At 60.9% G+C, this 24,657-nt stretch carries 23 protein-coding genes and 3 pseudogenes; 10 read left to right on the forward strand and 16 right to left on the reverse strand.

Annotated features, from left to right (window positions below):
- Positions 1 to 28: 28 nt before the first annotated feature.
- Complete coding sequence (locus GJU48_RS13585; protein ID WP_094952971.1) at positions 29 to 1,582, reverse strand: DUF726 domain-containing protein; 1,554 nt, start codon at positions 1,580 to 1,582, stop codon at positions 29 to 31.
- Between the two features lie 87 nt (positions 1,583 to 1,669).
- Positions 1,670 to 2,452, reverse strand: a complete 783-nt coding sequence (locus tag GJU48_RS13590) for an AraC family transcriptional regulator (protein ID WP_094952972.1) — start codon at positions 2,450 to 2,452, stop codon at positions 1,670 to 1,672.
- Between the two features lie 99 nt (positions 2,453 to 2,551).
- Between GJU48_RS13590 and GJU48_RS13595 the strand changes: the two genes are divergently transcribed.
- A complete protein-coding gene (locus tag GJU48_RS13595) occupies positions 2,552 to 3,424 on the forward strand; it encodes an EamA family transporter (protein WP_094952973.1) in 873 nt (290 codons plus the stop codon).
- A 145-nt stretch (positions 3,425 to 3,569) separates the two neighbouring features.
- Here GJU48_RS13595 and GJU48_RS13600 read toward each other — a convergent pair whose 3' ends face one another.
- Positions 3,570 to 3,719, reverse strand: a complete 150-nt coding sequence (locus GJU48_RS13600; RefSeq protein ID WP_155296019.1) for a hypothetical protein — start codon at positions 3,717 to 3,719, stop codon at positions 3,570 to 3,572.
- A gap of 282 nt (positions 3,720 to 4,001) precedes the next feature.
- Here GJU48_RS13600 and GJU48_RS13605 point away from each other — a divergent pair, with 282 nt between their 5' ends.
- Complete coding sequence (locus GJU48_RS13605; protein ID WP_094952977.1) at positions 4,002 to 5,810, forward strand: monovalent cation:proton antiporter-2 (CPA2) family protein; 1,809 nt, start codon at positions 4,002 to 4,004, stop codon at positions 5,808 to 5,810.
- Positions 5,811 to 5,883: 73 nt separating this feature from the next.
- The gene (locus tag GJU48_RS13610) at positions 5,884 to 6,429 is read left to right on the forward strand and encodes a DcrB/PsbP domain-containing protein (RefSeq protein WP_094952978.1); all 546 of its coding nucleotides are present in this window, start codon (positions 5,884 to 5,886) and stop codon (positions 6,427 to 6,429) included.
- Positions 6,430 to 6,548: 119 nt separating this feature from the next.
- On the opposite strand, the gene GJU48_RS13615 is transcribed toward GJU48_RS13610, so the two are convergent.
- The 4 genes from GJU48_RS13615 to GJU48_RS13630 are packed head-to-tail and all read right to left on the reverse strand — an operon-like array spanning position 6,549 to position 9,240.
- A complete protein-coding gene (locus tag GJU48_RS13615) occupies positions 6,549 to 7,268 on the reverse strand; it encodes an alpha/beta hydrolase (RefSeq protein WP_094950230.1) in 720 nt (239 codons plus the stop codon).
- 12 nt (positions 7,269 to 7,280) lie between these two features.
- On the reverse strand, positions 7,281 to 8,036 hold the full coding sequence (cobF, locus tag GJU48_RS13620; RefSeq protein ID WP_094950229.1) for a precorrin-6A synthase (deacetylating): 756 nt from the start codon (positions 8,034 to 8,036) through the stop codon (positions 7,281 to 7,283).
- Between the two features lie 45 nt (positions 8,037 to 8,081).
- On the reverse strand, positions 8,082 to 8,636 hold the full coding sequence (locus tag GJU48_RS13625) for a histidine phosphatase family protein (protein ID WP_094950228.1): 555 nt from the start codon (positions 8,634 to 8,636) through the stop codon (positions 8,082 to 8,084).
- 52 nt (positions 8,637 to 8,688) lie between these two features.
- Entirely contained in the window at positions 8,689 to 9,240 is a 552-nt protein-coding gene (locus GJU48_RS13630; RefSeq protein ID WP_094950227.1) for a DUF4865 family protein, read from the reverse strand.
- A gap of 93 nt (positions 9,241 to 9,333) precedes the next feature.
- On the opposite strand from GJU48_RS13630, the pseudogene GJU48_RS13635 reads away from it, so the two are divergent.
- Positions 9,334 to 10,188: pseudogene (locus tag GJU48_RS13635) on the forward strand (LysR family transcriptional regulator); the annotation flags it as partial.
- A 46-nt stretch (positions 10,189 to 10,234) separates the two neighbouring features.
- On the opposite strand, the gene GJU48_RS13640 reads toward GJU48_RS13635, so the two are convergent.
- Genes GJU48_RS13640 through GJU48_RS13650 form a run of 3 tightly spaced genes read right to left on the reverse strand, consistent with a single transcriptional unit; the run spans position 10,235 to position 14,321 of the window.
- On the reverse strand, positions 10,235 to 11,563 hold the full coding sequence (locus GJU48_RS13640; protein WP_094950225.1) for an MFS transporter: 1,329 nt from the start codon (positions 11,561 to 11,563) through the stop codon (positions 10,235 to 10,237).
- Between the two features lie 43 nt (positions 11,564 to 11,606).
- Entirely contained in the window at positions 11,607 to 13,139 is a 1,533-nt protein-coding gene (locus tag GJU48_RS13645) for a class I adenylate-forming enzyme family protein (protein ID WP_094950224.1), read from the reverse strand.
- Between the two features lie 3 nt (positions 13,140 to 13,142).
- Complete coding sequence (locus tag GJU48_RS13650) at positions 13,143 to 14,321, reverse strand: acetyl-CoA acetyltransferase (RefSeq protein ID WP_094950223.1); 1,179 nt, start codon at positions 14,319 to 14,321, stop codon at positions 13,143 to 13,145.
- Between the two features lie 129 nt (positions 14,322 to 14,450).
- On the opposite strand from GJU48_RS13650, the gene GJU48_RS13655 reads away from it, so the two are divergent.
- From GJU48_RS13655 to mntP, 3 genes are all read left to right on the forward strand, one after another.
- Positions 14,451 to 15,038 (forward strand): LuxR C-terminal-related transcriptional regulator, encoded by a 588-nt coding sequence (locus tag GJU48_RS13655; RefSeq protein WP_094950222.1) that lies wholly within the window; start codon positions 14,451 to 14,453, stop codon positions 15,036 to 15,038.
- Between the two features lie 111 nt (positions 15,039 to 15,149).
- Positions 15,150 to 15,932: a methylmalonyl-CoA decarboxylase gene (gene scpB / locus GJU48_RS13660; RefSeq protein WP_094950221.1), complete on the forward strand. Its 783-nt coding sequence runs from the start codon at positions 15,150 to 15,152 to the stop codon at positions 15,930 to 15,932.
- A 210-nt stretch (positions 15,933 to 16,142) separates the two neighbouring features.
- Entirely contained in the window at positions 16,143 to 16,706 is a 564-nt protein-coding gene (gene mntP, locus GJU48_RS13665) for a manganese efflux pump MntP (protein WP_094950220.1), read from the forward strand.
- A 151-nt stretch (positions 16,707 to 16,857) separates the two neighbouring features.
- Here mntP and GJU48_RS13670 read toward each other — a convergent pair whose 3' ends face one another.
- Complete coding sequence (locus GJU48_RS13670; RefSeq protein ID WP_094950219.1) at positions 16,858 to 17,925, reverse strand: NAD(P)-dependent alcohol dehydrogenase; 1,068 nt, start codon at positions 17,923 to 17,925, stop codon at positions 16,858 to 16,860.
- A 146-nt stretch (positions 17,926 to 18,071) separates the two neighbouring features.
- Between GJU48_RS13670 and GJU48_RS13675 the strand changes: the two genes are divergently transcribed.
- Positions 18,072 to 18,890 carry an alpha/beta fold hydrolase gene (locus GJU48_RS13675; RefSeq protein ID WP_094950218.1) on the forward strand — a complete coding sequence of 273 codons (819 nt, stop codon included), beginning with the start codon at positions 18,072 to 18,074 and terminating at the stop codon, positions 18,888 to 18,890.
- Between the two features lie 245 nt (positions 18,891 to 19,135).
- Here GJU48_RS13675 and GJU48_RS13680 read toward each other — a convergent pair.
- Positions 19,136 to 19,240: pseudogene (locus GJU48_RS13680) on the reverse strand (hypothetical protein); the annotation flags it as partial.
- Positions 19,241 to 19,425: 185 nt separating this feature from the next.
- Here GJU48_RS13680 and GJU48_RS13685 point away from each other — a divergent pair.
- Positions 19,426 to 20,439, forward strand: coding sequence for an NAD(P)H-quinone oxidoreductase (locus GJU48_RS13685; protein WP_155296020.1), 1,014 nt, complete (start codon positions 19,426 to 19,428; stop codon positions 20,437 to 20,439).
- On the opposite strand, the gene GJU48_RS13690 is transcribed toward GJU48_RS13685, so the two are convergent.
- From GJU48_RS13690 to GJU48_RS13700, 3 genes are all read right to left on the reverse strand, one after another.
- On the reverse strand, positions 20,427 to 21,539 hold the full coding sequence (locus GJU48_RS13690; protein ID WP_155296021.1) for an alkene reductase: 1,113 nt from the start codon (positions 21,537 to 21,539) through the stop codon (positions 20,427 to 20,429). The genes GJU48_RS13685 and GJU48_RS13690 overlap by 13 nt on opposite strands.
- Positions 21,540 to 21,618: 79 nt before the next feature.
- Positions 21,619 to 22,296: a type 1 glutamine amidotransferase domain-containing protein gene (locus tag GJU48_RS13695; RefSeq protein WP_094950215.1), complete on the reverse strand. Its 678-nt coding sequence runs from the start codon at positions 22,294 to 22,296 to the stop codon at positions 21,619 to 21,621.
- Positions 22,293 to 22,922 (reverse strand): TetR/AcrR family transcriptional regulator, encoded by a 630-nt coding sequence (locus GJU48_RS13700; RefSeq protein WP_094950214.1) that lies wholly within the window; start codon positions 22,920 to 22,922, stop codon positions 22,293 to 22,295. Before GJU48_RS13700 ends, GJU48_RS13695 begins: the two co-directional genes overlap by 4 nt.
- A 173-nt stretch (positions 22,923 to 23,095) precedes the next feature.
- On the opposite strand from GJU48_RS13700, the gene GJU48_RS13705 reads away from it, so the two are divergent.
- A complete protein-coding gene (locus GJU48_RS13705; protein WP_094950213.1) occupies positions 23,096 to 24,034 on the forward strand; it encodes a GlxA family transcriptional regulator in 939 nt (312 codons plus the stop codon).
- On the opposite strand, the pseudogene GJU48_RS13710 reads toward GJU48_RS13705, so the two are convergent.
- Positions 24,031 to 24,587 (reverse strand): annotated as a pseudogene (locus GJU48_RS13710) (GNAT family N-acetyltransferase). The gene GJU48_RS13705 and the pseudogene GJU48_RS13710 sit on opposite strands and share 4 nt — an antisense overlap.
- Positions 24,588 to 24,657: the final 70 nt, after the last annotated feature.

Here is a 24,657-nt window from a genome sequence, read left to right on the forward strand (position 1 = left end):
GCAAACACACAAGTCAGAACGCAGCTTATCAGTCCGACGCGACCGTGCGCATCACCGTCTCCCGGGGCAGGCCAAACGTGTCCACGACCTGCACCACCAGGTCCAGCTCCTGGTTCAGCGCCTCGCGCTCCATGCGCTGGCGAATCATGCCGATCATCAACACCGATAAGGTGGTAATCGAATACGCCGGGCCGGAAAACGCGCGCACGCCGGTGACCAGCAACATCGCCGCCGCCAATGCCTGGCCCACCACTGGAATCGCCGTGGCGGCGCCGCGCCGCACGATAAACCCGGTTAACCCCGCCAACGCCGTGCCGCTCAAGGCGGTGGTGGCCGAGCGGCCGACGTCGAAGCGGTTGAACAAACCCTGCTCTTTTTGCGCGGCGGCCTTGAGTTCGGCGTCGAAGGCCTGCCGGTCGGCGCGACTGAGTTTGTCCTTGTACTGCTCGATCAATTTTTCTGCGACCTGGGCCTCGATGTCCGCCAGTGCAACGGTTTCCACCGGTTCATCAAACTTGATGCCCAGCCGCTGCGCCACGCCTTCGGCGATCTTGCGATAACTCACGCCATGGCCACGGGCAAGGTTCATGATGCTGTCACCGCCCATGCGCTGCAGCTCGATGGCCAGTTTCAGCGGTTCGCGCACAGTGGCATCAATCGAAGCACTACGCTTTTGCGCCATCAACTCGGCCAGGAACTTCAGCTCGTCCGGCCGCGCCTGCACCAATGCGGGGAACAGTTCCACGTCCTCTTCGGCAAAGCGCACTTCACTGCTGCGCTGATCGGCGCGAATCATGCCGCGCCGTTCCTGCAACAGGTCGGTGTATTGCACCACCGTCTTCAACTGCGGCCAATAGGCGCCATGGTCGAACGTGGCCAGGTGCACATTGGTGACCTTGGCCTTGAGCGCCGGCGTGACCTCAATCGCATAGCGGCCAATACACCGCTCGGTGTCCGGTTTCATCGCCAGCGCCCAGTCTTTGCTGGAATGACAGTTGATCACCCGCCCCTTGAGCGGCGCCGACACTTCATCCCACGGGCTGGACGTACAGATCGCCCCGCCCATCAGCAACACGTTGTTCAACGGCAGTTCGCGCGCCACCTCGGGGCTGGCCAACACACTCTTGACCAGGATGCGCGCGCCGAGGGAATGGCCGATCAGGTTAATGCGCCGCACCTTCAGCGATTCGGCGTGCAGGTAGCTGGCCAGCTCAGGCAATAACGTTTTAGCGACTTCATCGACACGCGCCTCGACACTTTTGTAATGGTCGAGAAAATACGCAATCGCTTTGCCCACGCCCACCGTCGCCGCACCCAGGCCGCCGCCGCCGAGCATCGAGGTGATGACATCCTTGAACGGCGCAAACAGGTTTTCCAGAAAGTGCCCCGCCGGCCAGAACAGCATCAGGTTGGTCGAGCCTTCGATGCTCGCCAACTGCTGCTTGAAATTGCCCAGTTGCTGGCGATTGAAGAAGGCCGAGTAACCGTGAACGTAGAGATTGAGCACATCCCCTTGGGGCTCGCCGCACAATACAAACGTGGGCTTGCGGGTGCGGTGCATTTCATCCCACTGGTGTTGCATGGGCCGGTGACTCCTGGTGACGATGGACGGCGATAGTAACAAAGCATGGCCTTGGTAAAGGTGAATCCTGACCGACGTGTGCAGTGTTCAGAACACTGATGCCGCCTTGGATTTGGCCAGGTAGCGCGCCGGCGAGTCCCCCAGGTTGCGGCGGAACACCGAGGTGAAGGCGCTGGAGCTGCTGAAACCCAGCTCTAACGCCACCTGGGTGATGGAGGCGCCGTGGCTGAGCCGGGCGGTGGCTTCGAGCAGGCAGACCTGCTGGCGCCAGGCCACGAACGTCATGCCGGTGCAGTCGTGGAAATGGCGAGTGAAGGTGCGGCGGCTCATGTTCGACCAATCGGCCATTTCGTCAAGGGAGACGGTTTGCGCAGGCGCGTCCAGGAAGCGCTGGCAAGCCTGGGCCAGACGCGGTTCGGCGGGCAATGGCGCACTGAGGGGCAATTCGGGCATGGTGCTTATTTCATCGATCAACAGCGTCAATATGCAGTGCTGCCGGACAGCGGAGGCTGGCGATGGTCCGATAGCCAGTGCCGCTTCCAGCAGATGCCTGAGCAGCGGCGACACGTCGAATACCTGGCAGCGGTCCTGCAGCCCTGCCCGTTCCGCAGCTCTGTCGTCAAGGTAGGTATTGAGCATCACCACATCGCCACGCATGTGCATTTCATGGGGCACACCGCCCGGCACCCAGATCGCCCGCTGCGGTGGCACCACCCAATTGCCGAGGTCGGTAAACATCCTCAAGGCACCGGTTGAGGCATAAGCGAACTGCCCGCGTGGGTGCGTATGCCGTGGAAATACGGTGCCGGACGCATAGTCGCGCAGTGTGACGACGGCTTCAGGGTCGCTGGTTTCAAATATCGGGATCATGGCCCGATCTTGTCAACATATGACCTGGCATAGCAAGCGGGCCATTTCCACGCGCCCTAGCATTCACGCCTTTGATCAACCTTGTTCAAAGGAACACCCATGCATAAGAAACATCTGGCCCTCGCCCTGCTGGTCACGCTGGTCTGGGGCTTTAACTTCCCCATCACCAAGCTGGGCCTGCGCTCAATCGACCCCTTTGTGCTAACCGGCATGCGCTTTGCCCTCGCCGCCGTGCCATTGGTATTTTTTATCAAGCGCCCCGCCGTGAGGTTCGGCTATGTGGCCGGCTATGGCGTTATCTTCGGGTTGGGCATGTGGGGCGTCATCAACTATGGCATCCAGGTCGGCGTCAGCCCGGGGATCGCTTCGCTGATCATTCAGCTCAGTGTGTTTTTTACCCTCGGCTGGGGCTGCCTGTTGTTCAAGGAACACATCCGCCGTGCGCAGTGGGTCGGCGCGTTACTCGCCTTGATGGGCCTGGCGGGCATCATCTGCACCCAGGACGGCGAGCATGCGGTATTCGGTGTGCTGTTGATCGTGCTCAGTGCGTTGGCGTGGAGCATCGGCAACGTCATCATCAAGGCGTCAGGGGTGAAGGAAATTTTCTCGTTCATGGTGTGGGCCAGCCTGTTTCCACCGATTCCGTTGTGCCTGATGGCCTGGTGGATGCACGGCAGCACCGCATTCGAGAACGTACCCGCCAGCCTCGACCTCACCGCAGTGACGTCGATCCTGTTCCAGGTTTACCTGGCGACGCACTTTGCCTACTGGGGCTGGAACTCGCTGCTCAAGGCCTATCCCGTTTCGACCGTGGCGCCGCTGTCGTTGTTGATCCCGGTATTCGGCATTGGCAGTTCGATGCTGATACTGGGCGAGCGCATTTCCACACCCCACCTGATCTTCATCACGCTCATCATCATCGGTTTAGCCGTGGGGCTTTACCGTAAGCCGATTGTGCAGGCTGATAGATAGTCATGGCAAAAAACCGGTTGCTTTGATCAGAAACCGAGAGAGAAGCTGATGGTCATCGCATGGTCCTTGTCGTTGCGCGAACGTTGCCCCGGATAGCCCAGGCCCAACAGTGCCAGGTCGAGGGTGCCGGAGTTGTTCAAGCCTTTCATCCATGAATGCGCAGAAGCCCAACTCTATTAACCCAGAAACCGAGAGAGAAGCTGATGGTCATCGCATGGTCCTTGTCGTTGCGCGAACGTTGCCCCGGATAGCCCAGGCCCAACAGTGCCAGGTCGAGGGTGCCGGAGTTGTTCAAGCCTTTCATCCATGAATGCGCAGAAGCCCAACTCTATTAACCCACACGCATCAAACTCGAAATACCTGACCGTGGCGACAACCGATCCAGTGTGTCGAAACGGTAGTAGACCTACAGAAAAGTCATTGAATTAAATGGTATTAATACTTTCGTAAACGCCCGACAAGAATGGGATTTCAGCCAACACACATTGACTGTCGCGGCAAAAATACACGTTTCAAAATGTGAAAAAGCGCTCTAATAGCGCCCTGTCGATTCGCATTAAAGAGCCTGGAGTTCGCAATGCCCCATGAAGGCAACCTGTTACAAGCAGCCGTGGTGTTCCTGCTCGCCGCCGTGCTGACCGTGCCGTTGGCCAAGCGTCTGCAACTGGGCGCGGTGCTGGGTTATCTGTTCGCCGGTGTGATCATCGGCCCCTCGGTATTGGGCCTGATCGGCAACCCGCAAAGCGTCGCGCAATTTTCGGAATTGGGGGTGGTGTTGCTGTTGTTCATCATCGGCCTGGAGCTGTCGCCCAAACGGTTGTGGGTGATGCGCAAGGCGGTGTTCGGCGTTGGCCTGGCCCAGGTGTTGCTCACGGGCGTGGTGATGGGTGTCGTCGCGCTGTGGCTGTTCGGCCAAACGTGGAACAGCGCAATTGTGCTGGGCCTTGGCCTGGCGCTGTCCTCCACCGCGTTCGGCCTGCAAAGCCTGGCCGAGCGCAAGGAACTGAACCAGCCCCATGGACGCCTGGCGTTTGCGATTCTGCTGTTCCAGGACATTGCCGCGATCCCACTGATCGCGATGGTGCCGCTGCTGGCCGGCAGCGATCACCCGACCACCGAAGCCCAGGGCCTGCAGCATGTGTTGCAGATCCTCGGCAGCATCGCTGTGGTGATCATCGGCGGGCGCTACCTGTTGCGCCCGGTGTTTCGCATCGTCGCCAAGACCGGCTTGCGTGAAGTGTCCACCGCCACCGCACTGCTGGTGGTGATCGGCACCGCCTGGCTGATGGAACTGGTGGGTGTGTCGATGGCCCTGGGCGCGTTCCTCGCCGGGCTGCTGCTAGCGGACTCGGAATACCGCCACGAACTCGAATCCCAGATCGAACCCTTCAAGGGCCTGCTGCTCGGCCTGTTTTTTATCAGTGTGGGCATGGGCGCCAACCTCAGCCTGCTGCTCAGCTCGCCGCTGGTGGTGATCGGCCTGACCCTGCTGTTGATTGGCTTAAAGCTGCCGCTGCTGTACGCGGTCGGCCGGCTGGTGGGCGACCTGAATCGCGAAAGCGCGCTGCGCCTGGGCGTGGTGCTGGCAGCTGGCGGTGAATTCGCCTTCGTGGTGTTCAAGATCGGCCGCGATCAAGGCCTGTTCGAACCGCACCTTTACGATGTGCTGGTGCTGACCATCACCCTGTCGATGGCCGTGACGCCGCTGCTGTTGTTGGTCTGCACAAAGCTGTTCAAGTCCAAGGCCAAACCGGTGGAGGTGCCCGAGGAATACCGCGCCATCGAAAGCGATGCGCCGCGCGTGGTGATTGCCGGCATGGGCCGTATGGGCCAGATCGTGGCGCGGATCCTGCGCGCGCAAAATATCTCGTTCATCGCCCTCGACACCTCGGTGGAAACCATTGAACTGACCCGCAGTTTCGGCGGCATGCCGGTGTTCTACGGCGACCCGCAGCGCCCGGAAATCCTTCACGCGGCCAAGGTCGATCAGGCTGAATTCTTCGTGATTGCCATGGACGATCCGCAGATCAATATCAAGACCGCCGAAATGGTACGCAGCCTCTACCCACACATGAAAATCATCGCCCGTGCCCGTAACCGCCAGCACGTGCACCGCCTGGTGGACCTGGACGCCTCACCGGTGCGCGAGACCTTTTACTCCAGCCTGGAAATGAGCCGCCGTACCTTGGTCGGCCTCGGTTTGAGCCAAGCCCAGGCGGATGCACGCATCTCCCGTTTCAAAAACCACGACCTGCAATTGCTGGCCGCGCAACACGCGGTGTACGACGATGCGGCCAAGGTGATGCAAACCGCCCAGGAAGCCCGTACCGAACTGGCGCGGCTGTTTGAGATGGACCGGCTTGAGGAAGAGTCCGACAAAGCGTGAGTGTGCGAATGAACGATATTGCGAAATTTCTGACAGAATACTCCGCAATTTCGTTCATCTCCTGGAGCGCTTCATGGCCACCTTCACCAAGACCGCCGCCCTGCTGGCCCTCGCGCTCACCGCCGGCAGCGTGTTCGCAGCCAGCACGCAAACCATCTCGACCCTGGGCGGCAAGTTCACCTTCAACTTGCCCAAGGCCTACATCGCCGACACCCTGCCAACCGGCAAGGTTGAGGATGGCACTGCCGACACCCAGGGCACGCTGTACGCCAACGCGGCCAGCAAAAGTGTGGTGATCGTCGCCGAAACCGTGCGCAACGATGGGGCCACGATCAAGGATAACGACCCGCAGTTTCTGGATGGCGCCGTGGCTGGTTTCGTCAAAGACCAGAGCGCCGCCCTGCCCGACTTCAAGAAGCAGAACGAGAAGAAACTCACCTTTAAGGGCCTAGGACTTCGCCAGGTCGACAGCACCGCCACCCAGGGCGGTGGCAAGACCTTGAACTCCACGTTCCTCGGTGGCTCAGGCAAGCACTTGCTGGTGATCCAGGCGATTTCCCGGGCGGATGATGTGAAGGGGCATGCGGAGTTGGTGAAGCAGATTACTGGCGGCAAGTAAGCTGATCTCGCTGACAAATGTGGATGAGTACTGGGGTTGTTGTGCCCCACCAGACCGAGCGGAACCCTAAGCCGCCGTTACCGCAGCAATGGATATGTACCCACATCTACCAAGCACGCTTACTCCAGGCTTTTCTCCAACCAAGCCTTCAAATCCTGCACTTCCACCTCACTCACGGTATGCGGCATCCCCGGATACCCATGAAACTGTGGCGTCAACCCAAGCCCCACCAAAACTTCATTCGCCCGCGTTGCTGAAGCATACGGCAGAGCTTGGTCCAACGTACCGTGGCCAATAAAGATCGCCAACTTGCCCAATGATCCGCTGGGTTTGAGCTCAGCCCTGAGCACCGGCAACACACTGCCGCTCAACGCCGCGATCCCACGCACCAACTCAGGCTTTCGCAAGCCCACCTCGTAAGACATGATCGCACCCTGGCTGAACCCCACCAGGAACACCCGATCACTCTGAGTGTGGTATTTGGCCGTGGCCTTTCCCACAAAGTCTTCGATCAGCTTGGCGCTGCGTTGCAAGTCGGCGGTCTCACCGTCGTAATCACCGCCCCCCGGGGTCTTGGTAAACCAGCGATAGCCATGCGGGTCCACCGGCATCGGCGCGCGCGCTGACAGGTAGGTCCAGGTCGGCGGCAGCGCGTCCTTGATGCCAAACAAGTCTTCCTCGTTGCTGCCAAACCCGTGCAGGAAAATCACCAACGGCTGGTTACGCGCATCGCCCTGGGTCTGTTCCAGGTACGACAACGGCAAATCAGTGTGCAGCGTGGAGTCGGCGTGGGCAGCGCCAGCCACCAGGGTCAGTGCCAGGGCAAACAGTTTGAACATGGGGAAGCGACCTCAGGGTTTGCGCAACAAATAAGTGTCCATGATCCAGCCATTTTCCAGGCGCGCCGCCTTGCGCACCCGTTCGATTTCTTCAGCCACGTCACTGACTTTGCCGCTGATAAGGATTTCGTCCGGCGTGCCCAAGTAGGCGCCCCAGTAGATATCCAGGTCCTGGTCGGCCACCGTGCGGTAGGCATCGTCAGCGTCGAGCATCACCACCAAGGTATCGGCATCACTCGCCTGCCCCGCCGCCAACCGACGCCCGGTGGTGATCTCGATGGAGCGGCCGATGCGGTTCAGCGGCACTTTGTGCTGGGCCGCAAGGGCCTGCACGCTGGTGATACCGGGGATCACTTCAAACTCAAACGCGCAGCGGCCGCTGGCGAGGATCGCCTGCAGGATGCGGATGGTGCTGTCGTACAGCGCAGGGTCGCCCCAGGCCAGGAAAGCGCCGACTTCACCGTCGGCCATTTCCTCGTTGATCATGCGCTCGAAGGTCTGCTGCTTGTCGCGGTTAAGGTCCTGCACAGCGGTGGTGTAGTCGATATCGCCGCGCACGCGCTCGGGGCAGTCAGCCTCGACGAAACGGTAACCGGGCTCGGTGATGTAGGTCTGGCAGATCTCGCGACGCAGGTCGATCAGCTTGTCTTTGCTCTGGCCCTTGTCCATCAGGAAAAACACGTCGGTGCGGTTCAGCGCCTTCACGGCCTGCATCGTGATGTAGTCAGGGTTGCCGGCGCCAATGCCGATGATCAGGATGCGTTTCATGGGTTGCTCTCGTTGCGGGGCGTGGATTTTGCCATGTTCACGCGCTCAAGCGTGAGTTTCCAGGCGCAGGCGCCAGACGTTGTTGAAGCGCAGTTCGGTGCTAGACAGCGGCTCGACGTCGATCAGGTAGAACATCGAGATCGGGAACTGCAAGACGTACAGCATCGCGGCGCGAATCACAAATGGGTGCGTGATGGCGACGACATGACCGGGCTGGGTTTCGAGGGATTTCATCCACTGCGCAACGCGGGCGCAAATCTGCTCCACCGACTCGCCGCCGTGGGGCGCGCTGGTGCTGTCGGTCATCCAGGCCGTTAACGCGTGGTTATCGATCTCGCCGATGACCTGGCCTTTCCAAGCGCCAAAATCACCATCGCGCAGGGCGTCTTCGATCTGCGCGTTCCCGCCGAACAAGCCCGCTGTCTGGCGGGCTCTGGCCTCTGGCCCGCACACCAGGCGCGGGCTTTTCTTGAAGCGGCCGGCGAGGGATAACACCGCGCTTTGCCAATCCATCGCGACGGATTCGTCATCGGGAAACCGCGCCTGCTTTTGCGACGAGGTAGCGGCATGGCAGATCAGTGTCAAACGCGTGGCAGGCAACGCAGAGTGCTCCGAAGACGAGAATCAAGCCTGCAGACTGGCCCAGTTAACGCTATCGCGCAACGCCTTGCGCCAGATAGAGCACCTGGTAGCCCGTTCCCAGGCGGTCCATCTCCAGCACCTTCGCCGACAAGGTAAACCGCACCAGACGCCAAGCCTGCACATCCAGCGCCAAGAAGACCGCGAACGTATCACTGTTATCCGCCAGCTGCTGATTGCGCCGTTTTTCCTCGGCCAGTATCCCGGCCCGATCCGCCCCAGGCTCCAACGGCCACTCCTCGCGGTACAGACTCAACGCGTTCTGCGCCGGCCCACGCTGCACATCCAACGGCAACCAGCTCTCGATGTGCGGGCGGCCGAAGCTGTCGAGCACCTTCTGAAAACGCTCCCCGAGTAAAAAATCAGCAGCCTGCAATGGATCGGCCCACAGGTACACCGAGGCATACACATTACCCTGCACTTGCCCGCGCTCCTGGGCGATGAACGCCTTGAACAACAACCCCTCGGTGTGATCCCACAAAGGCCCTAACTGCGCGGCGCGCCGGCGAATCACGCCCATGTCGTAGTCGGCAGGCAAGCGGTGTGAATACTGTTTGGCAAACATGGCAAAGCTCCCGTGCAAGATGAGGTTTGAGCTTGCGCAGCAGCGATGATTTCAACAAGATATGGCCAGATATATGTGCGATAAGGATTTGATATGGCTGATGCGCTCAAACCCCTGGATATTGACACCGTCCAAGCCTTTGTCCTGGTGGCCGATTTCGCCAGTTTCACCCGCGCCGCCGAAGCGCTGGACACCTCCCAGGCCGCCATCAGCCTCAAGCTCAAACGCCTGGAAGAACGCCTCGGTTATCGCCTGCTGGAACGCACGCCGCGCCATGTGCGTCTGTCGCCCCAGGGTGAGCAATTCATCGTGGCCGCCCGCGCCCTGCTCAATGCCCATGAACGCGCACTCGGCGACATGGGCACACACGCACCACGGCGCTTGGTGATCGGCATCAGCGACCACGTGGCTGGGCCGGACTTGCCCACGTGGCTCAGCCGCCTCGCCGCCTACGACCCATTGGTGATACTCGAAGTGCGCATCGCCTCGTCCCGCGACCTGGTCGCCGCATTCGACCGCAATGAGCTGGACGCGGTGATCGTACGCAATGAAGGCGACCGCCAGGACGGCGAAGTGTTGGCAGTAGAACGCTTCGGCTGGTTTGCCGCACCCACCTGGCAACACAGCAGCGGCACCCCGCTGCGCATGGCGACCATGGCCGCGCCCTGTGGCGTTCGACATTTGGCGGTAAGGGCCTTGGATGCGGCACGTATCGACTGGACTGAAGTGTTTGTCGGCGGTGGCGTAATGGCGGTGGGCGCCGCGGTGAGCGCCGGGCTGGGCGTCGCCGCCCTCGCCCATCGCGTGGCCCCGGCCGGGGCGGTGGACGTGAGCAAGCAATACGGTTTGCCCGCATTACCCGTCAGTGAGGTGGTACTGCATAGCCGGATCAGTGATGCACGGTCCCGCGAAACAGTGCGCGCGTTGAGCGCAACGTTTCGCGGCGTATGGTCATGCCTTCCTTGTTACAAGATAGCGTCCACCCCTTATTCGATCAGGATGCAGGTGCCAACACTGCCCCCGCTGGCGCCACCACCGGGCTGCCACTGGCGACAAAATCTTCCTTGCGCAACACCACCAAGGCAATCAGCGACACTACGCCCGTGGCCACGTAGAAATACCACGGTGAAGTGATGTCGCCGGTCACCTTGATCAGCCACGTGGAGATCAGCGGCGCGCTGCCGCCAAACACCGCGACCGGCACGTTGTACGCCACGGCAATCCCGGTGGAGCGGATGCGCGTCGGCAACAGCTCGCTCATCAGCGCGTAGGTGGATGAGGCGTACAGCCCGAACAGGATCGCCACCGCCATCAACGGCGCGAAGAACGTCGCAGGTGTGGCGGTGGGCGCTGACTTGAACAGCCAGAACATCGCCAACGTAGCCAAGGTGCCGACCACCATCAGGAACGGCTTGCGTCCGTATTTATCGGTGAACGCACCGCCAAACGGCATCACGAAGGCTGCCGAGAAACTCGCGACGAATACGTAGAGCAACGTGGTGCCGCTGTCGAACTTGAGAATCTTGGCCATGTAGGTCGAGGCGAAGGTCAGCACCAGATAGAAGATCGAGCTGTGCAAGGTGATGATAAAGAACACCAGGGCGATAGCGCGCTTCCACTGCCAAACTTCGCGCAACGGTGCGCGGGAGGTCTGGCCGGTGCGTTGCAGGGCCAGAAACTCCGGGCTGTCTTCGAGCTTGAGGCGGATGTACATGGAGATAAAGCCCAGCGGCGCGGCGATCAAAAACGGTATGCGCCAGGCCCATTCCTGCATCACCTCGGCGCCGAGAATCCAGGTCATGCCATTGGCCACGGCGCCGCCCAGCAGCAGGCCGAGTACGGCGGTGACCATCAGCCAGCACGTGGCAAAGCCGCGTCGGCCGGGGCCGGCGTATTCGGAGATGAAGCTGGTCACCGTGCCGATCTCGCCACCCGCCGAGAAACCCTGCACGCAGCGCACCAGGATCAGCAGGATCGGCGCGGCGATACCCAGGGTTGCGTAGCTTGGCAACAGGCCGAGCATGACGGTGGAACCGGTCATCATCACCAGCGCCATGATCAGGGTTTTGCGGCGACCAATCTTATCCGCCAGCGGGCCGAAAAACAGCCCGCCTAATGGCCGAATAAAGAAACTCAGGGCGAACGCGGCAAAGCTGGCCAGCAGGCTGGTGGTGGGGTCATCGGAGACGAAGAACGCCTGGCCGATGTACACGGCGAGAAAGCCGTACACGCCGTAGTCGTACCACTCGATCAAATGGCCGGAGGTGGCACCGAGAAATGCACGGCGGCGTTTGCGGACCGTGTCTTGCGCTTGATTGCCCATCGAAGGGACTCCTTGTCTTGTTATCTGTCCATGAAAAGCGGGGCTAGGTAAGCGCGGCGATATTCGCTGCTTTCAGCCACTGCCGCAAGTCGGTCTTGAGGATTTTGCCGTAGCTATTCTTGGGCAATTCATTACGGAACAGGTATTTTTTGGGTTTTTTGAACGAAGCCATGCGTTGCACAAACCAGGCGCTCAGTTCGGCTTCGTCGAGTGTTTGCCCGCCGCGTGTCACCACAAACGCCACCACCGATTCGCCCCACTGCGCATCCGGCTCACCGACCACACACACCTCGAACACCTCGGGATGCTGCGCCAGCACTTCCTCGACTTCACGCGGGTACACGTTGCTGCCGCCGGTGATGATCACGTCCTTGGAGCGATCCGTCAGGGTCAGGTAGCCGGCCGCGTCGAGAAAGCCGATATCGCCGGTCAACAACCAGCCCTCCACCAAGGTCTGGCGCGAGGCTTCGGGGTTGCGCCAGTAACCCTGCATCACCGTGGCGCCGCGCACGGCAATTTCGCCGCGCTCACCCGTCGGCACCGGCTGGTGCTGTGCGTCAAGAATGCGGATTTCGACACAGGACTGCGCGTGCCCCACCGAGGCAGCCAGGGTTGCCCAGCCCGCGCGCTGGCGGTCGGCAATCAGCGCGCGTGGCAGCACACTGATGGTCATCGGGCTTTCGCCTTGGCCGTAGATCTGCACCAGGCGCGGGCCGAAGGTGTCGACGGCCGCGCACAGGTCAGCCAGGTACATCGGGCCGCCGCCGTAGACGATGGTCTTGATGCCTTCGCCGCCGTAACCCTGGCGGCGGGCCTGTTCGACCATGCGCTTGACCATGGTCGGCGCGGCAAACAGCGAGACATTCCCCAACAGGGCGGCCAGCCCGAACAGCTCGGCGGCGTCGAAACCGCCGGAGACCGGCACCACATGCCGCGCGCCGCAGCGCACATGAATAAAGTTATACAGCCCGGCGCCGTGGGACATCGGCGCGGCATACAAGGCCGCGTCGTCGGGGCTGACCGGATCCACATCGGTGGGGTAACACAGCGACATCGCGATCAAGTTGCCGTGGGACAGCATCACGCCCTTGGAACGCCCGGTGGTGCCGGAGGTATAGAACAACCACGCCAGGTCCTGGTCCTGGCGCGGTACCGGTTGTTCCAAGGTCGGCCAGCCACGGGTCGGCGGCAGCGTGTGCCCGTCCAGTTCCTTGCAGCGTTGGGGCAAATCCCGCGACGAAAACACCTGGCCGCCGTCGGTAAAGATCAGACGGGCCTCGGCGTTGTCCGCGATCCATGCTGCTTCCGATGGATGCAGCTTGGCGTTGATCGGCACAGCCACCGCGCCCAGCCACCAGATGGCGTAGAGCAATTCGAGGTAATCACAGCTGTTCTTCATCAGCACCGCCACCGCATCACCCGGTACCAGGCCGTGTTGATCCACCAGGTGCGCGGCGCGTTGGCGCACATGGGCGGCAAAGGTGGCGTAGTCGGCCACTTGCCGCGTGCCCTCGAATAGCGCCGGGCGATGCGGGTCGCGGCGCTGGGTGTCATGCAGCCAGTTGGCGATGTTCATGGTTCAGCTCCTGCGCGCGTGCAGGACCGAGGCGTAGTTGGCCACGGCCATGCCGCCCATGTTGAACACCAGACCGAACTCCGGGTTGGGCACCGACAGGCCGATCGGCTCGCCGGTCAACTGGCGGAACGCCAAGGCATGCATCGACACACCAGTGGCGCCCACCGGATGCCCCTTGGCCTTGAGCCCACCAGAAAGGTTCACCGGCAGCCGCCCGCCCGCGCGCACCACGCCGCTGTCGAGCACGCGATGGCCCTCACCTTTGGGCGCCAAGCCCATGGCTTCGTAGATCAGCAGTTCGGCGATGGTGAAGCAGTCATGCACCTCGGCGAAACTCAGGTCGGCTAGGGTGATATTGGCCCCGCGCAGCGCCGAGTGAATCGCCCGTTGCGGGCCTTCAAAGGCCAGGATGTCGCGCTGGGCGATGGGCAGGCAGTCGTTGACTTGCGTCATCGAGCAGATCTGCACATCCCGGCGAAACGCCCGCGCGCGCTTGGGCGAGGCAAGGATGATCGCGGCGGCGCCGTCGCTGATCAGCGAGCAATCGGTGAGGCGCAGCGACTCGGCCACAAACGGGTTGCTCTTGGACACATTGTTGCAGTGCTCAAAATCCATCACCCGGTGCATCTGCGCCAACGGGTTGGCCATGGCATTGGAGTGGTTCTTGGTGGCGATGGCCGCCATCGAGCCCAACGGGCAGTGGTAGCGCTCGGTGTATTGGCGTGCCGCACGGCCAAACAGTTGTGGGAAGCTCAAGCCGGCTTCGGCCGGATCGTTCTGATAGCCGGCGCCGGCCAGGGCCTGGGTGACCTCAGCGGTGGACGTGTGGGTCATCTTCTCGGCGCCCACCACCAGCACCAGTTCGGCGCTGCCGGAGAGGATCGCGTTAATCCCCGCCTGGATCGCCGCGGAGCCGGACGCGCAGGCGTTTTCACAACGGGTGGACGGCTTGAAGCGCAGGCCAGGGTCGGCCTGCAGCAGCAAGGACGAGGCAAAGCCGTCAGGCACCAGCCCCGAGTTGAAGTGGCCAAGGAACAACGCATCGATTTCTGACGCATCAATAGCCGCGTCCGTCAGGGCTTCGCGGGTGACCTGCACGATCAGGTCTTCAAGGGTGGTGCCTTCCAGGCGACCAAAGCGTGAGTGACCGGCGGCAACAATGGAGACGCAATCAGCTGGCATAATCAATTTCTTCTGTTTTTGGTGCGAAGATTACCTACAATGACGCACCGCCGGGCAGTCGCCAATTCGTGTAACTACTTACATGGATAAGTAGCCCAAGGTGAGAAAAGCAACGAGGCAGGATGCCCAATGAACGCGTTTACACAGCAACTCCAAGATATCGAGCGCCTGGCGTTCCAACTGTCCCCTGCCCCGCAACTGGTCACCAACAACCGCGTGATCATCGACTGCAACGAAGCCTTCTTGCAGTTGTTCGGCTATGCGCGCGACGCCTTGCTCAACCAACTGACCCTGCTGATCTACCCGTCCCAGGCCGACTACCACGCCATCGGCAAGCGCAGCCACGACTGGCTGCTCGACAGTAAAAACGGCCGTTACTCCGACGAACGCTTCATGCAGCACAAAAACGGCGAAGTGTTCTGGGCCAAGTCCCACGGCTACACCCTGACGCCCAAAGACCCGTTCAAACTGATGATCTGGCACTTCGAACGCCTGGACCGCACCCACCAAGGCACCGGCGACCTCACGCCACGGGAGCGGGAAGTGGCGATGCACATCGTCAACGGCCTCAAATCCAAGGAAATCGCCCAACGCCTGACAATCTCCCACCGCACGGTGGAGGTGCACAGGGCGCGGCTGATGAAGAAACTTGAGGTCAAAAACAGTGTGGAGTTGGTGTCGAAGATGATTTTCGTTGGCGGACGTGCCTGGTTATAGCCAGGCATTACCCGGCCGCCGCCCAGCCCTGCGTCCCTCGATCCAGTCCCTGCTCAACGCCTGCGTGCTTTTCCAGGCCCCCGAATTTGATAGCCACACAGGAACCGCATCATGACGGTCAACGTTTCACACACTCTCATCGACAAGCGCATTGCGCGCCTGACATTCAGCAACCCCAGCCAGCGCAATGCCCTTAGCGCGCAACTGCTCGACAGCCTGGATGAGCGCCTGATCGCCCTCGCCGCCCAGCGCGTCGGCGTGGTAATACTCGGCGCCGACGTCGGCCAGACCGTGTGGAGCGCCGGCCACGATATCGGCGAAGTGGCCCGCGACCGCGACCCCGTGGCCTACGGTAAACCGCTGGAACGCGTACTGCGGCGCATCCGTGCCTACCCCGGCGTGGTCATCGCCTTAATCTCGGGCTCGGCCTGGGGCGGCGCCGTGGACCTGGCCATGAGTTGCGACATGGTGATCGCCGACCACAGCGCCAGCTTCGCCATGACCCCGGCCAACATCGGCCTGCCCTACACCACCAGCGGCCTGCTGCGTTTCTTCAACAACTTGCCGATTCATGTGCTCAAGGAAATGTTCTTCTGCGCCCAGAAACTCGACGCCGAACGCGCCGAACGCTTCGGCGTGATCAACCGGCTGGTGCCCACCGACGCCCTGGAAGCCACTGCCCTGGAATACGCCCAAGGCATCGCCGCCAAGGCCCCATTGGCGATTCAGGCAGTGAAAGAGCAATTGCGCATCCTCGAAGACCTGCAACCGATGCCCGTGCACGCCATGGAACAAATCGCCGAGCTACGCCGCCAGGCCTGCGCCAGTGCCGACTTTAGTGAAGGACTGGCAGCGTTTGCCGAACGGCGCCCAGCGGTATTTGAAGGGCGTTGATGGTTTTTTCATAGTTGATCGTCTATGCTGCGGCCCTTCGTTGGGGAGTAACCGGCTTCTGACCTGCTCAGAAGCGTTCGTATCAACATATTCGGCAACCTGCCGTGGTACGAACACCGTTGTGGTTGGTGAGACCAGCGACACATCCATGCCTAAAGTCGGGCGTGTGGTTGTGTCGTTGACTCATATAGCCCGACTGGAAGCCTCACCGTGAACCCTATTTCCCTTATCCTTCTCGCCCTGGCCATGTCCACGGACGCCTTTGCGGCGGCCATCGGCAAAGGCTCCAGCCTGCACAAACCCCGCTTTATCGAAGCCCTGCGCGTCGGTTTGATCTTTGGTGTGATCGAAGCCATCACGCCCATGATCGGCTGGGCCATCGGCCATGCCGCGACCCGCTGGGTCGAAGACTGGGACCACTGGATCGCCTTTACCCTGCTGGTCGCGCTGGGTTTGCACATGATTTACAACGGGCTCAAGGTGGACGATGACGAGGTTGAGAAACCGACGCAGCACTCGTTCATGATCCTGGCTGTCACTGCCTTTGCTACCAGTATTGATGCGCTGGCGGTGGGCGTAGGCTTGGCGTTTGTCGACGTGAATATCCTGGTGGCTTCGGCGGCTATTGGTCTGGCAACCATGACCATGGTGACCATCGGCATGATGCTTGGGCGGGTGTTGGGTACAGTGGTGGGCAAGCGCGCTGAGATGGTGGGTGGCGTGGTGTTGATGCTGGTGGGTGCGACTATTTTGTATGAGCATCTTTCGGCCTGAAAAAACACAAGCACCCGCAACGCCGAGGCCGGCTGGCAGTCGACCTGATTTTGAAGGCTGAACCCAATCAAATATGGGAGCGGGGGGGCTTATTTGTGACTGACCCAGCGCATTCGCGAGCAACCCGCCCCCACAAAAAGCAAAGGTGCTATCAAGCCGCGTGGCTTTCCTTCTTCAAACTCTCCATATCAATCACAAAGCGATACTTCACATCACCCTTGAGCATCCGCTCGTACGCCTCGTTAATGCCCTGAATATCAATCATCTCAATGTCCGAGACGATCTTATGCTTGGCGCAGAAATCCAGCATGTCCTGGGTCTCCTGAATGCCACCAATCAACGACCCGGCCAGGCTGCGGCGCTTGAAAATCAGGTTAAACACCGATGGCGACGGGTGCGGGCTGTCAGGCGCACCCACCAGAGTCATGGTGCCGTCACGCTTGAGCAGATTGAGAAACGCATCCAGGTCGTGCGGCGCCGCGACGGTGTTGAGAATGAAGTCCAGGCTGTTGGCAACCTTGGCCATTTCATCCGGGTTCTTCGACACCACCACTTGGTCAGCCCCCAAACGCAGCCCATCTTCACGCTTGTTCGGCGAGGTAGTGAACAACGTGACATGCGCACCCATGGCATGCGCGATCTTCACCGCCATATGCCCTAGCCCACCGAGGCCGACTACACCGACTTTCTTGCCAGGGCCAACCTTCCAGTGATGCAGCGGCGAGTACGTGGTGATCCCGGCGCACAGCAGCGGCGCCACAGCCGCCAGGTTCGAATCATCGTGGGAGATACGCAATACAAACTTCTCCTTGACCACGATGCTGTCCGAGTAGCCGCCAAAGGTATTTTCACCGCCGAACACCGGGCCGTTGTAGGTGCCGGTAAAACCGTTCTCGCAGTATTGCTCCTCGCCCTCGGCGCAGGACGCGCAATGCTGGCAGCTGTCGACCATACAACCGACACCGGCCAAATCACCGACCTTGAATGTCTTTACATCGGCGCCGACGGCCGTGACGCGACCGACGATTTCATGGCCGGGCACCGACGGGTACAACGTGTTGTGCCACTCGTTGCGCGCGGTGTGCAGGTCGGAGTGGCAGACGCCGCAATAAAGAATGTCGATCTGGACGTCATCGGCGCCTGGCGCGCGGCGCTCGAAAGTAAAGGGTTTGAGTGCATCCTTGGAATCCCGCGCGGCGTAGCTGTATGTCTTGGCCATTTGGTTCACCTGTTGAACTGACGGTAGAGGTCAGTGGACCAATATAGACGCGGAACCGTTCAACCGAGCACATGCATACAAGCCCTTCGTCCGGTTTAACGCAACAGTAACGCCGAGCTTTTGCCCCCTGACCCAAGGAGTTTTCCATGAGCACATTCGTTGTCAACGACGGTACCCAGATCTACTTCAAGGACTGGGGCAGCGGTAAACCCGTGTTGTTCAGCCATGGCTGGCCGCTGGATGCCGACATGTGGGAATACCAGATGGAATACTTGAGCAGCCGTGGCTTTCGCACCATCGCCTTCGACCGCCGAGGTTTTGGCCGCTCCGACCAACCGTGGACCGGTAACGACTACGACACGTTCGCCGACGATATCGCCCAACTGATCGAACACCTTGACCTCAAGGACGTGACGCTGGTGGGCTTCTCCATGGGTGGCGGTGATGTGGCGCGCTACATCGCACGCCATGGCAGCGCCCGTGTGGCGGGCCTGGTGCTGCTGGGCGCAGTGACGCCGATTTTCGGCCAAAAACCGGATTACCCACAGGGCGTGCCGACTGAAGTGTTCGACGGCATCAAGGCTGGGCTACTGCAAGACCGCGCGCAATTTATCAGCGACTTCAACACGCCGTTCTATGGCATCAACAAGGGCCAGAAAGTCTCCCAGGGCGTACTGACGCAGACCCTGCAGATCGCGCTGCTGGCGTCGCTCAAATCCACGGTGGATTGCGTCACTGCATTCTCCGAGACGGACTTTCGCCCGGATATGGCCAAGATCGACGTGCCGACCCTGGTGATCCACGGTGACGGCGACCAGGTCGTGCCGTTCGAGACCACGGGTAAAGTCGCGGCCGAGATGATCAAAGGCGCGCAGTTGAAGGTGTACAAGGATGCGCCACACGGCTTCGCAGCCACCCACACCCAGCAGTTGAACGAAGACTTGTTGGCGTTCCTGAAGCGCTAAACACCCCTTTGGCCGGGCTTGCCCTAATGCCGTTCAGTTAAGCGAACGCAATGCCCAAAGCAGCGAAGATTAAATGTGGGAGCGGCGGTGCGACGATTCGACTTGCCCGCGATGACGTCGGCCCAGCAAACATTGATGTTGACTGACCCACCGCTTTCGCGGCAAGCCCGCTCCCACAGGGGGCTGCGCTACTGCGGCATAGGGCTTGCCCGCTTGCAACGATAAGCTCGCTAGCCGCTAAGCGATCAGGGCTTGGCGACCTTCCAGGCTCCGTCCATTTTGCCGTCGCCGGTCATGTCACCGGCCTTCTTGTCCATAACGAAGGTGTAGAGCGGCTTGCCGCTGTAGGCCCCCACACCCAGCAGTTGAACGAAGACTTGTTGGCGTTCCTGAAGCGCTAAACACCCTCACCTTGTTTTTGGCCGGGCTTGCCCGGCTTTTTTTGTTAGATGCCGCCCTTCGATAGGATGCTGCTGAACCGGCGACTGCCCGACGCGGTCCCAACTCATACGCTCATCGCTGCAGGTAATCGCAAATGTCGCTCCCTAAAGAAATGACCCTGATCGAAATCACCACCCCCGGTGGCCCTGAGGTCTTGCAACCGCGTCGAGCCGACGTGCCGGTGGCAGGCCCAGGCGAGATCCTGATTCGTGTACACGCGGCTGGGGTCAACCGCCCGGACGCCTTGCAGCGCGCAGGCAAGTACCCGATGAAGCCGGGCATGAGCCCGATCCCTGGCCTGGAAGTGGCCGGTGAAGTGGTCGCGCTGGGCGCCGGTGTGAATGAGTACGCGATTGGCGACAAGGTCTGCGCCCTGACCAATGGCGGCGGTTATGCGCAGTTTTGCGCCGTACCTGCGAGCCAGGCGTTGCCGATCCCGGAGGGCATGGACTGGGTTCAAGCCGCGGCCGTGCCGGAAACCTTCTTCACCGTCTGGGCCAACCTGTTCGGCCTCGGTGGCGCGCACAAAGGCCAGCGCGCCTTGATCCATGGCGGCACCAGCGGCATCGGCACCACCGCGCTGATGCTCTGCCGCGAGTTCGGCATCCACGCCTTCGCCACCGCCGGCAGTGCCGACAAATGCGCGGCAATTGCCAAGCTGGGCGCCGAGCCGATTAACTACCGCGAGCAAGACTTCGCCGACGTCATCGCCAAGAAAACCGGCGACAAGGGCGTGAATGTGATCCTCGACATCATGGGGGCCTCGTATCTGAACAACAACCTCAAGGCCCTGGGCATGGACGGGCATTTGGTGATGCTGGGTTTCCTCGGCGGCGGCAAGGCCAACGATGTCGACCTGCTGACCATCCTCGGCAAACGCGCCGTCATCACCGGTTCGCTGCTGCGCGCACGTTCCAAGGACGAAAAAGCCGCCATCGCCGAACAACTGCGCGAATACGTGTGGCCGGTGCTGTCGGCCGGGCGCTGCCTGCCGATCATCGACAAGGTCTACGAATACACCGACGCCGCCCAGGCCCATGCACGGATGGAAGGCGGCGACCATATTGGCAAGATTGTGTTGCGGGTGGAGTGTCGCTACACCGGGTAATCGGTATAGCCCAGCGCCGAGCCGCCGTACATGCCTTCCGCCCGCAGCGGGTTCAGCGGCCAGCCGTTAAAGAGCCGCTGCGGCAAGTCCGGGTTGGCAATGAACGGGCGCCCGAACGCAATCAAGTCCGCCAGCCCCGCCTCTACCAATGCCGCACCACGCTCAGCGGTGTAGCGACCAGCGTAGATGATCCGCCCACTGAACGTGCTGCGCACGGCCCGGCGGAAGGTTTCTGGCAAGTCGGGGGCGTTGTCCCAGTCGGCTTCAGCGATGGATACGTAGGCAATCCCCGACGCTTCGAGCACCTTGATCGCTTCGATGTAGGTGTGATGCGGGTCCTCTTCCACCAGGCCGATGTAGACGCGGTCCTGGTCGGTGCCGCTGAACAGCGGTGAAAAGCGCACACCGAGGCGCTCCGGCCCGGCTACGGCGGTCACGGCTTCGACGATTTCGCGCAGAAAACGCAGGCGGTTATGCAGCGAACCGCCGTACTCGTCGTCACGCTGGTTGGCGTGGGCCGAGATGAACTGGTTGACCAGATAACCATTGGCGGCATGTATTTCCACGCCATCAAAGCCGGCATCCAACGCATTGCGCGCGGCCTGGGCGTAATGCCCTACCAACTCCTCAATTTCCAGTGTGCTCAACGCACGCGGTACGGGCGGCTGCATCAACTCGCCCACACCTGGCCCGGTTTCGATAAAAGCTTTCGCTTGCAGCGCCGCAAGGGCAGACGGCGCAACCGGTGCGGCGCCCTCCGGTTGCAGCGCGTTATGGGACACGCGGCCAACGTGCCAGAGCTGGGCGAAGATCACCCCACCTTCGGCATGCACCGCCTCGGTGACTGTGCGCCAGCCATCGATCTGCGCCGGGCTGTAGATACCCGGCGTCCAGGCGTAACCCTGGCCGCGCGGCTCGATCTGCGTGCCTTCGCTGACCATGAAACCGGCCGTGGCGCGCTGGCGGTAATACTCGGCCATCAGGTCAGTGGCGATATCGCCGGGTTGCGCGCTGCGTTGACGGGTCAGGGGCGGCAAAACAACACGGTTATTCAAGGTGTGGTGACCCAGTTTTACCGGGGTATTCAAACGACTAGTCATGTAAAAACGTCCAAATTCGAGGCGAGCGAAAACATTGGCGGCTCTTAAGAGCCGCCAACCAATCCAGCGATTAATTAATTTATTCGGTGAGTTTCAGCAGTGCCTTGGCCACATCACTGGAACTGGCAGGGTTCTGCCCGGTGACCAGCAAGCCATCTTCAAGCACAAAGGATTGCCAATCAGCGCCCTTTTCATAGTGGCCGCCGAGCGCCTTGAAATCATCTTCAATCAGGAACGGCACCACATCGGTCAAGCCCACAGCGGCCTCTTCGGCGTTGGAGAAGCCGGTAACACGGCGACCCTTGACCAGCGGCTCACCATTGACCGCCTTGACGTGACGCAGCGCGCCCGGCGCATGGCACACAAAGCCGATGGGCTTGCCGGCACGCTCAAAGGCTTCGATCAGTGCGATCGAGGTGTCTGACTCGGCCAAGTCCCACAATGGCCCATGACCACCTGGGTAGAACACCGTGTCGAAGTCGTCGGCGTTGATCGATTCCAGCTTGACGGTGCTGGCCAGCGCCTGCTGGGCCGCCGGGTCGGCAGCAAAGCGGCGGGTTTGCTCGGTCTGTGCATCCGGCTGGTCGCTGACCGGGTCCAGCGGAGGTTGGCCGCCGGCCGGGGATGCCAGTACCAGTTCGGCGCCGGCGTCCTTAAACGTGTAATAGGGAGCAGCAAACTCTTCGAGCCAGAAGCCGGTTTTACGACCGGTATTGCCAAGCTGGTCGTGAGAGGTCAGTACCATTAATACTTTCATTTTCCAGTGCCTCGATCGATGTGATTGTCAGTAGGTTCAGGGCAACCCAACAGCTGTCGGGTCATCAGCAGCGCCTGGTCAAAAGGTGCAGATGTTCGGGTGATCTTGCTCATGACGCTGGTCCCCAACCACAACGCATACAGGCGTTGGGCCAGGCTTTCGGGGTGTTGCCGGACCGTCAGCGAGCCGTCTTCGATGCCGCTCTGCAAGGCCTCGGCAAGCAAGGCGATGGTGCGTGCGGTGCCGCGCTGCAGGGCCAAACGCATCGGCTCTGAAAGGTCTGACACCTCAGCACCGAGTTTGACGGCAAGGCATTTGCCCGCGTCGGTGCAGCCGGTCTGATTGTCGATCCAGGTGTGCCAATAGCGCATTAACCTGGCGGCTGCAGACAGCTCGGTGTGCTGGAACAGTTGCTCTATGCCTTTCACGTAGTGGTCGAAATAGGTATCGAGCAGGACAACGCCGAACGCATCTTTGGAGTTGAAGTAGTGATAAAACGAACCTTTCGGTACATCGGCGGCTTGCAGTATTTCGTTCAACCCCACCGCAGAAAACCCTTTGCGGCTCACCAGCAATTGCGCCGAATCCAGAATCGTCTGCCTTGCACTTTTAGTTGCATTAGTCATCGTTCATCCCGTCCGATTAGACCAGTCGTCTAGTTCGTTGAGGGGATGTTAGGCGTCGAGAAAAACTTCAACAATGTCATATCCGCAAGGATTCCGGACATGACACAAAGTCGGTTGCCGTTTTCCTGGCACCCGCCGACAATCGCCTCTCCCGCGCCCCTTGGAGAATGACGATGCACAGCGTTGCGCTGATGGTTTACCCGAACTTCCAATCCCTGAGCCTCAGCCTGGGCTCGGTGTTCGAGTGCGCGAACCTGCTGCGCGGCGAGCCGGCCTATGAGTTCCACCTGGTGTCGGAGAGTGGCGGCGCGGTCATGACCTCCCAGGGCTTTTCGGTGAATACCACGCCGATCCGGCCGCAGGGCTACGACACCTTGATTGTCAGCGGCTACCTGGAGTTTCGCCTGCCCGAGGCCAACCTGCTGGAATTGGTCAAGGCCGCCTCCGCGCAGTCGCGCCGCGTGGCCTCGCTGTGCATGGGCATTTTCGTTTTGGCCGAAGCCGGTTTACTTGAAGGCAAGCGCACCACCACCCACTGGATTCACGCGCCGGCATTTCGCAAGCGCTACCCGGATATCCAGCTGGAAGAAGACAAACTGTTTGTGGTCGACGGCCAGGTCTGGACCGGCGCTGGCATGAGCGCCGGGGTGGACCTGGCGTTGGCGATGGTAGAGGCCGACCTGGGCTGCGACCTCGCCCGGCGTATCGCGCGCAAACTGGTGATTGCCCAGCGCCGTGGCAGTGAGCAATCGCAACTGTCAGCGCTATTGGAGCTGGACCCCAAGTCCGACCGCGTACAACTGGCCCTGGCCTATGCCCGCGAGAACCTCACCCACGACCTGTCGGTGGAAGCCCTGGCCGACGTGGCCCGGCTGAGCCCGCGCCAATTCAGCCGGGTATTTCGCGAAGAAACCGGGCAGACACCGGCCAAGGCCATCGAGTCGCTGCGCGTGGAAGCTGCGCGGGCGATGATGGAAACCAGCCGTCACCCGGTCGAGGTGGTCGCCCGCGAAACCGGCTTTGGTGATCGCGAGCGCATGCGCCAGGCGTTTCTGCGCGCGTTCGGGCAGCCGCCGCAGGCGATGCAGCAGGTGTTGTTCAATCCGAGTTAGACGCAATGCCGCCGTGCCCTGGGATCATCCTCCAGCTCAATCATCTGCGCCGGGCGCGGCAGGTCGTCCAGTACGGCGCGCCAGAATACCTGGGACACTTCGTCCTGATCGTAAAAGCGCACCAGCCAATTGGCCTCGCCACTGCTCAATACCTGAGTGGCGATGGCACGGCCGATGCCTTTGCGGCGGTAGCGTTTGAGAATGAACAGGTCGGCCAGTTCCAGCGCATTGATACCCGGTAACTCGCTGCCTTCAATCAGCAGGAAGCCGGCGATATAACCATCCACCAGCAGCAGGTTGGCGCTCCATTGCGGGTCTTGCCAGTAGCGGGTCAGGTGCTCGTCGTGGATGTAGAAACGGCCGTCCGCCTCGACATCTTCCTGCTCCCAATCCGAGGATTCGTAGGCGTAGTACTGGTAAAGATTACGGATCAGCTCAGACGCATCGGGGCCGGTCTGGATCAATTCGACGGTGGTTTCAGGCATGGGGCTCTCGGTCAAAAATGCAGGCCTCCATTGTTCACAAAAGAGTAGCGCAGGCCAATACATTGCATAACCTTTCTATTTGCTGAACCGATTGCGGATTTGTCTGGGGCGGACCAAATTCTTGAAACATTTAGAATA

It is taken from the genome of Pseudomonas sp. IB20 (assembly GCF_009707325.1).
Lineage (GTDB): Bacteria > Pseudomonadota > Gammaproteobacteria > Pseudomonadales > Pseudomonadaceae > Aquipseudomonas.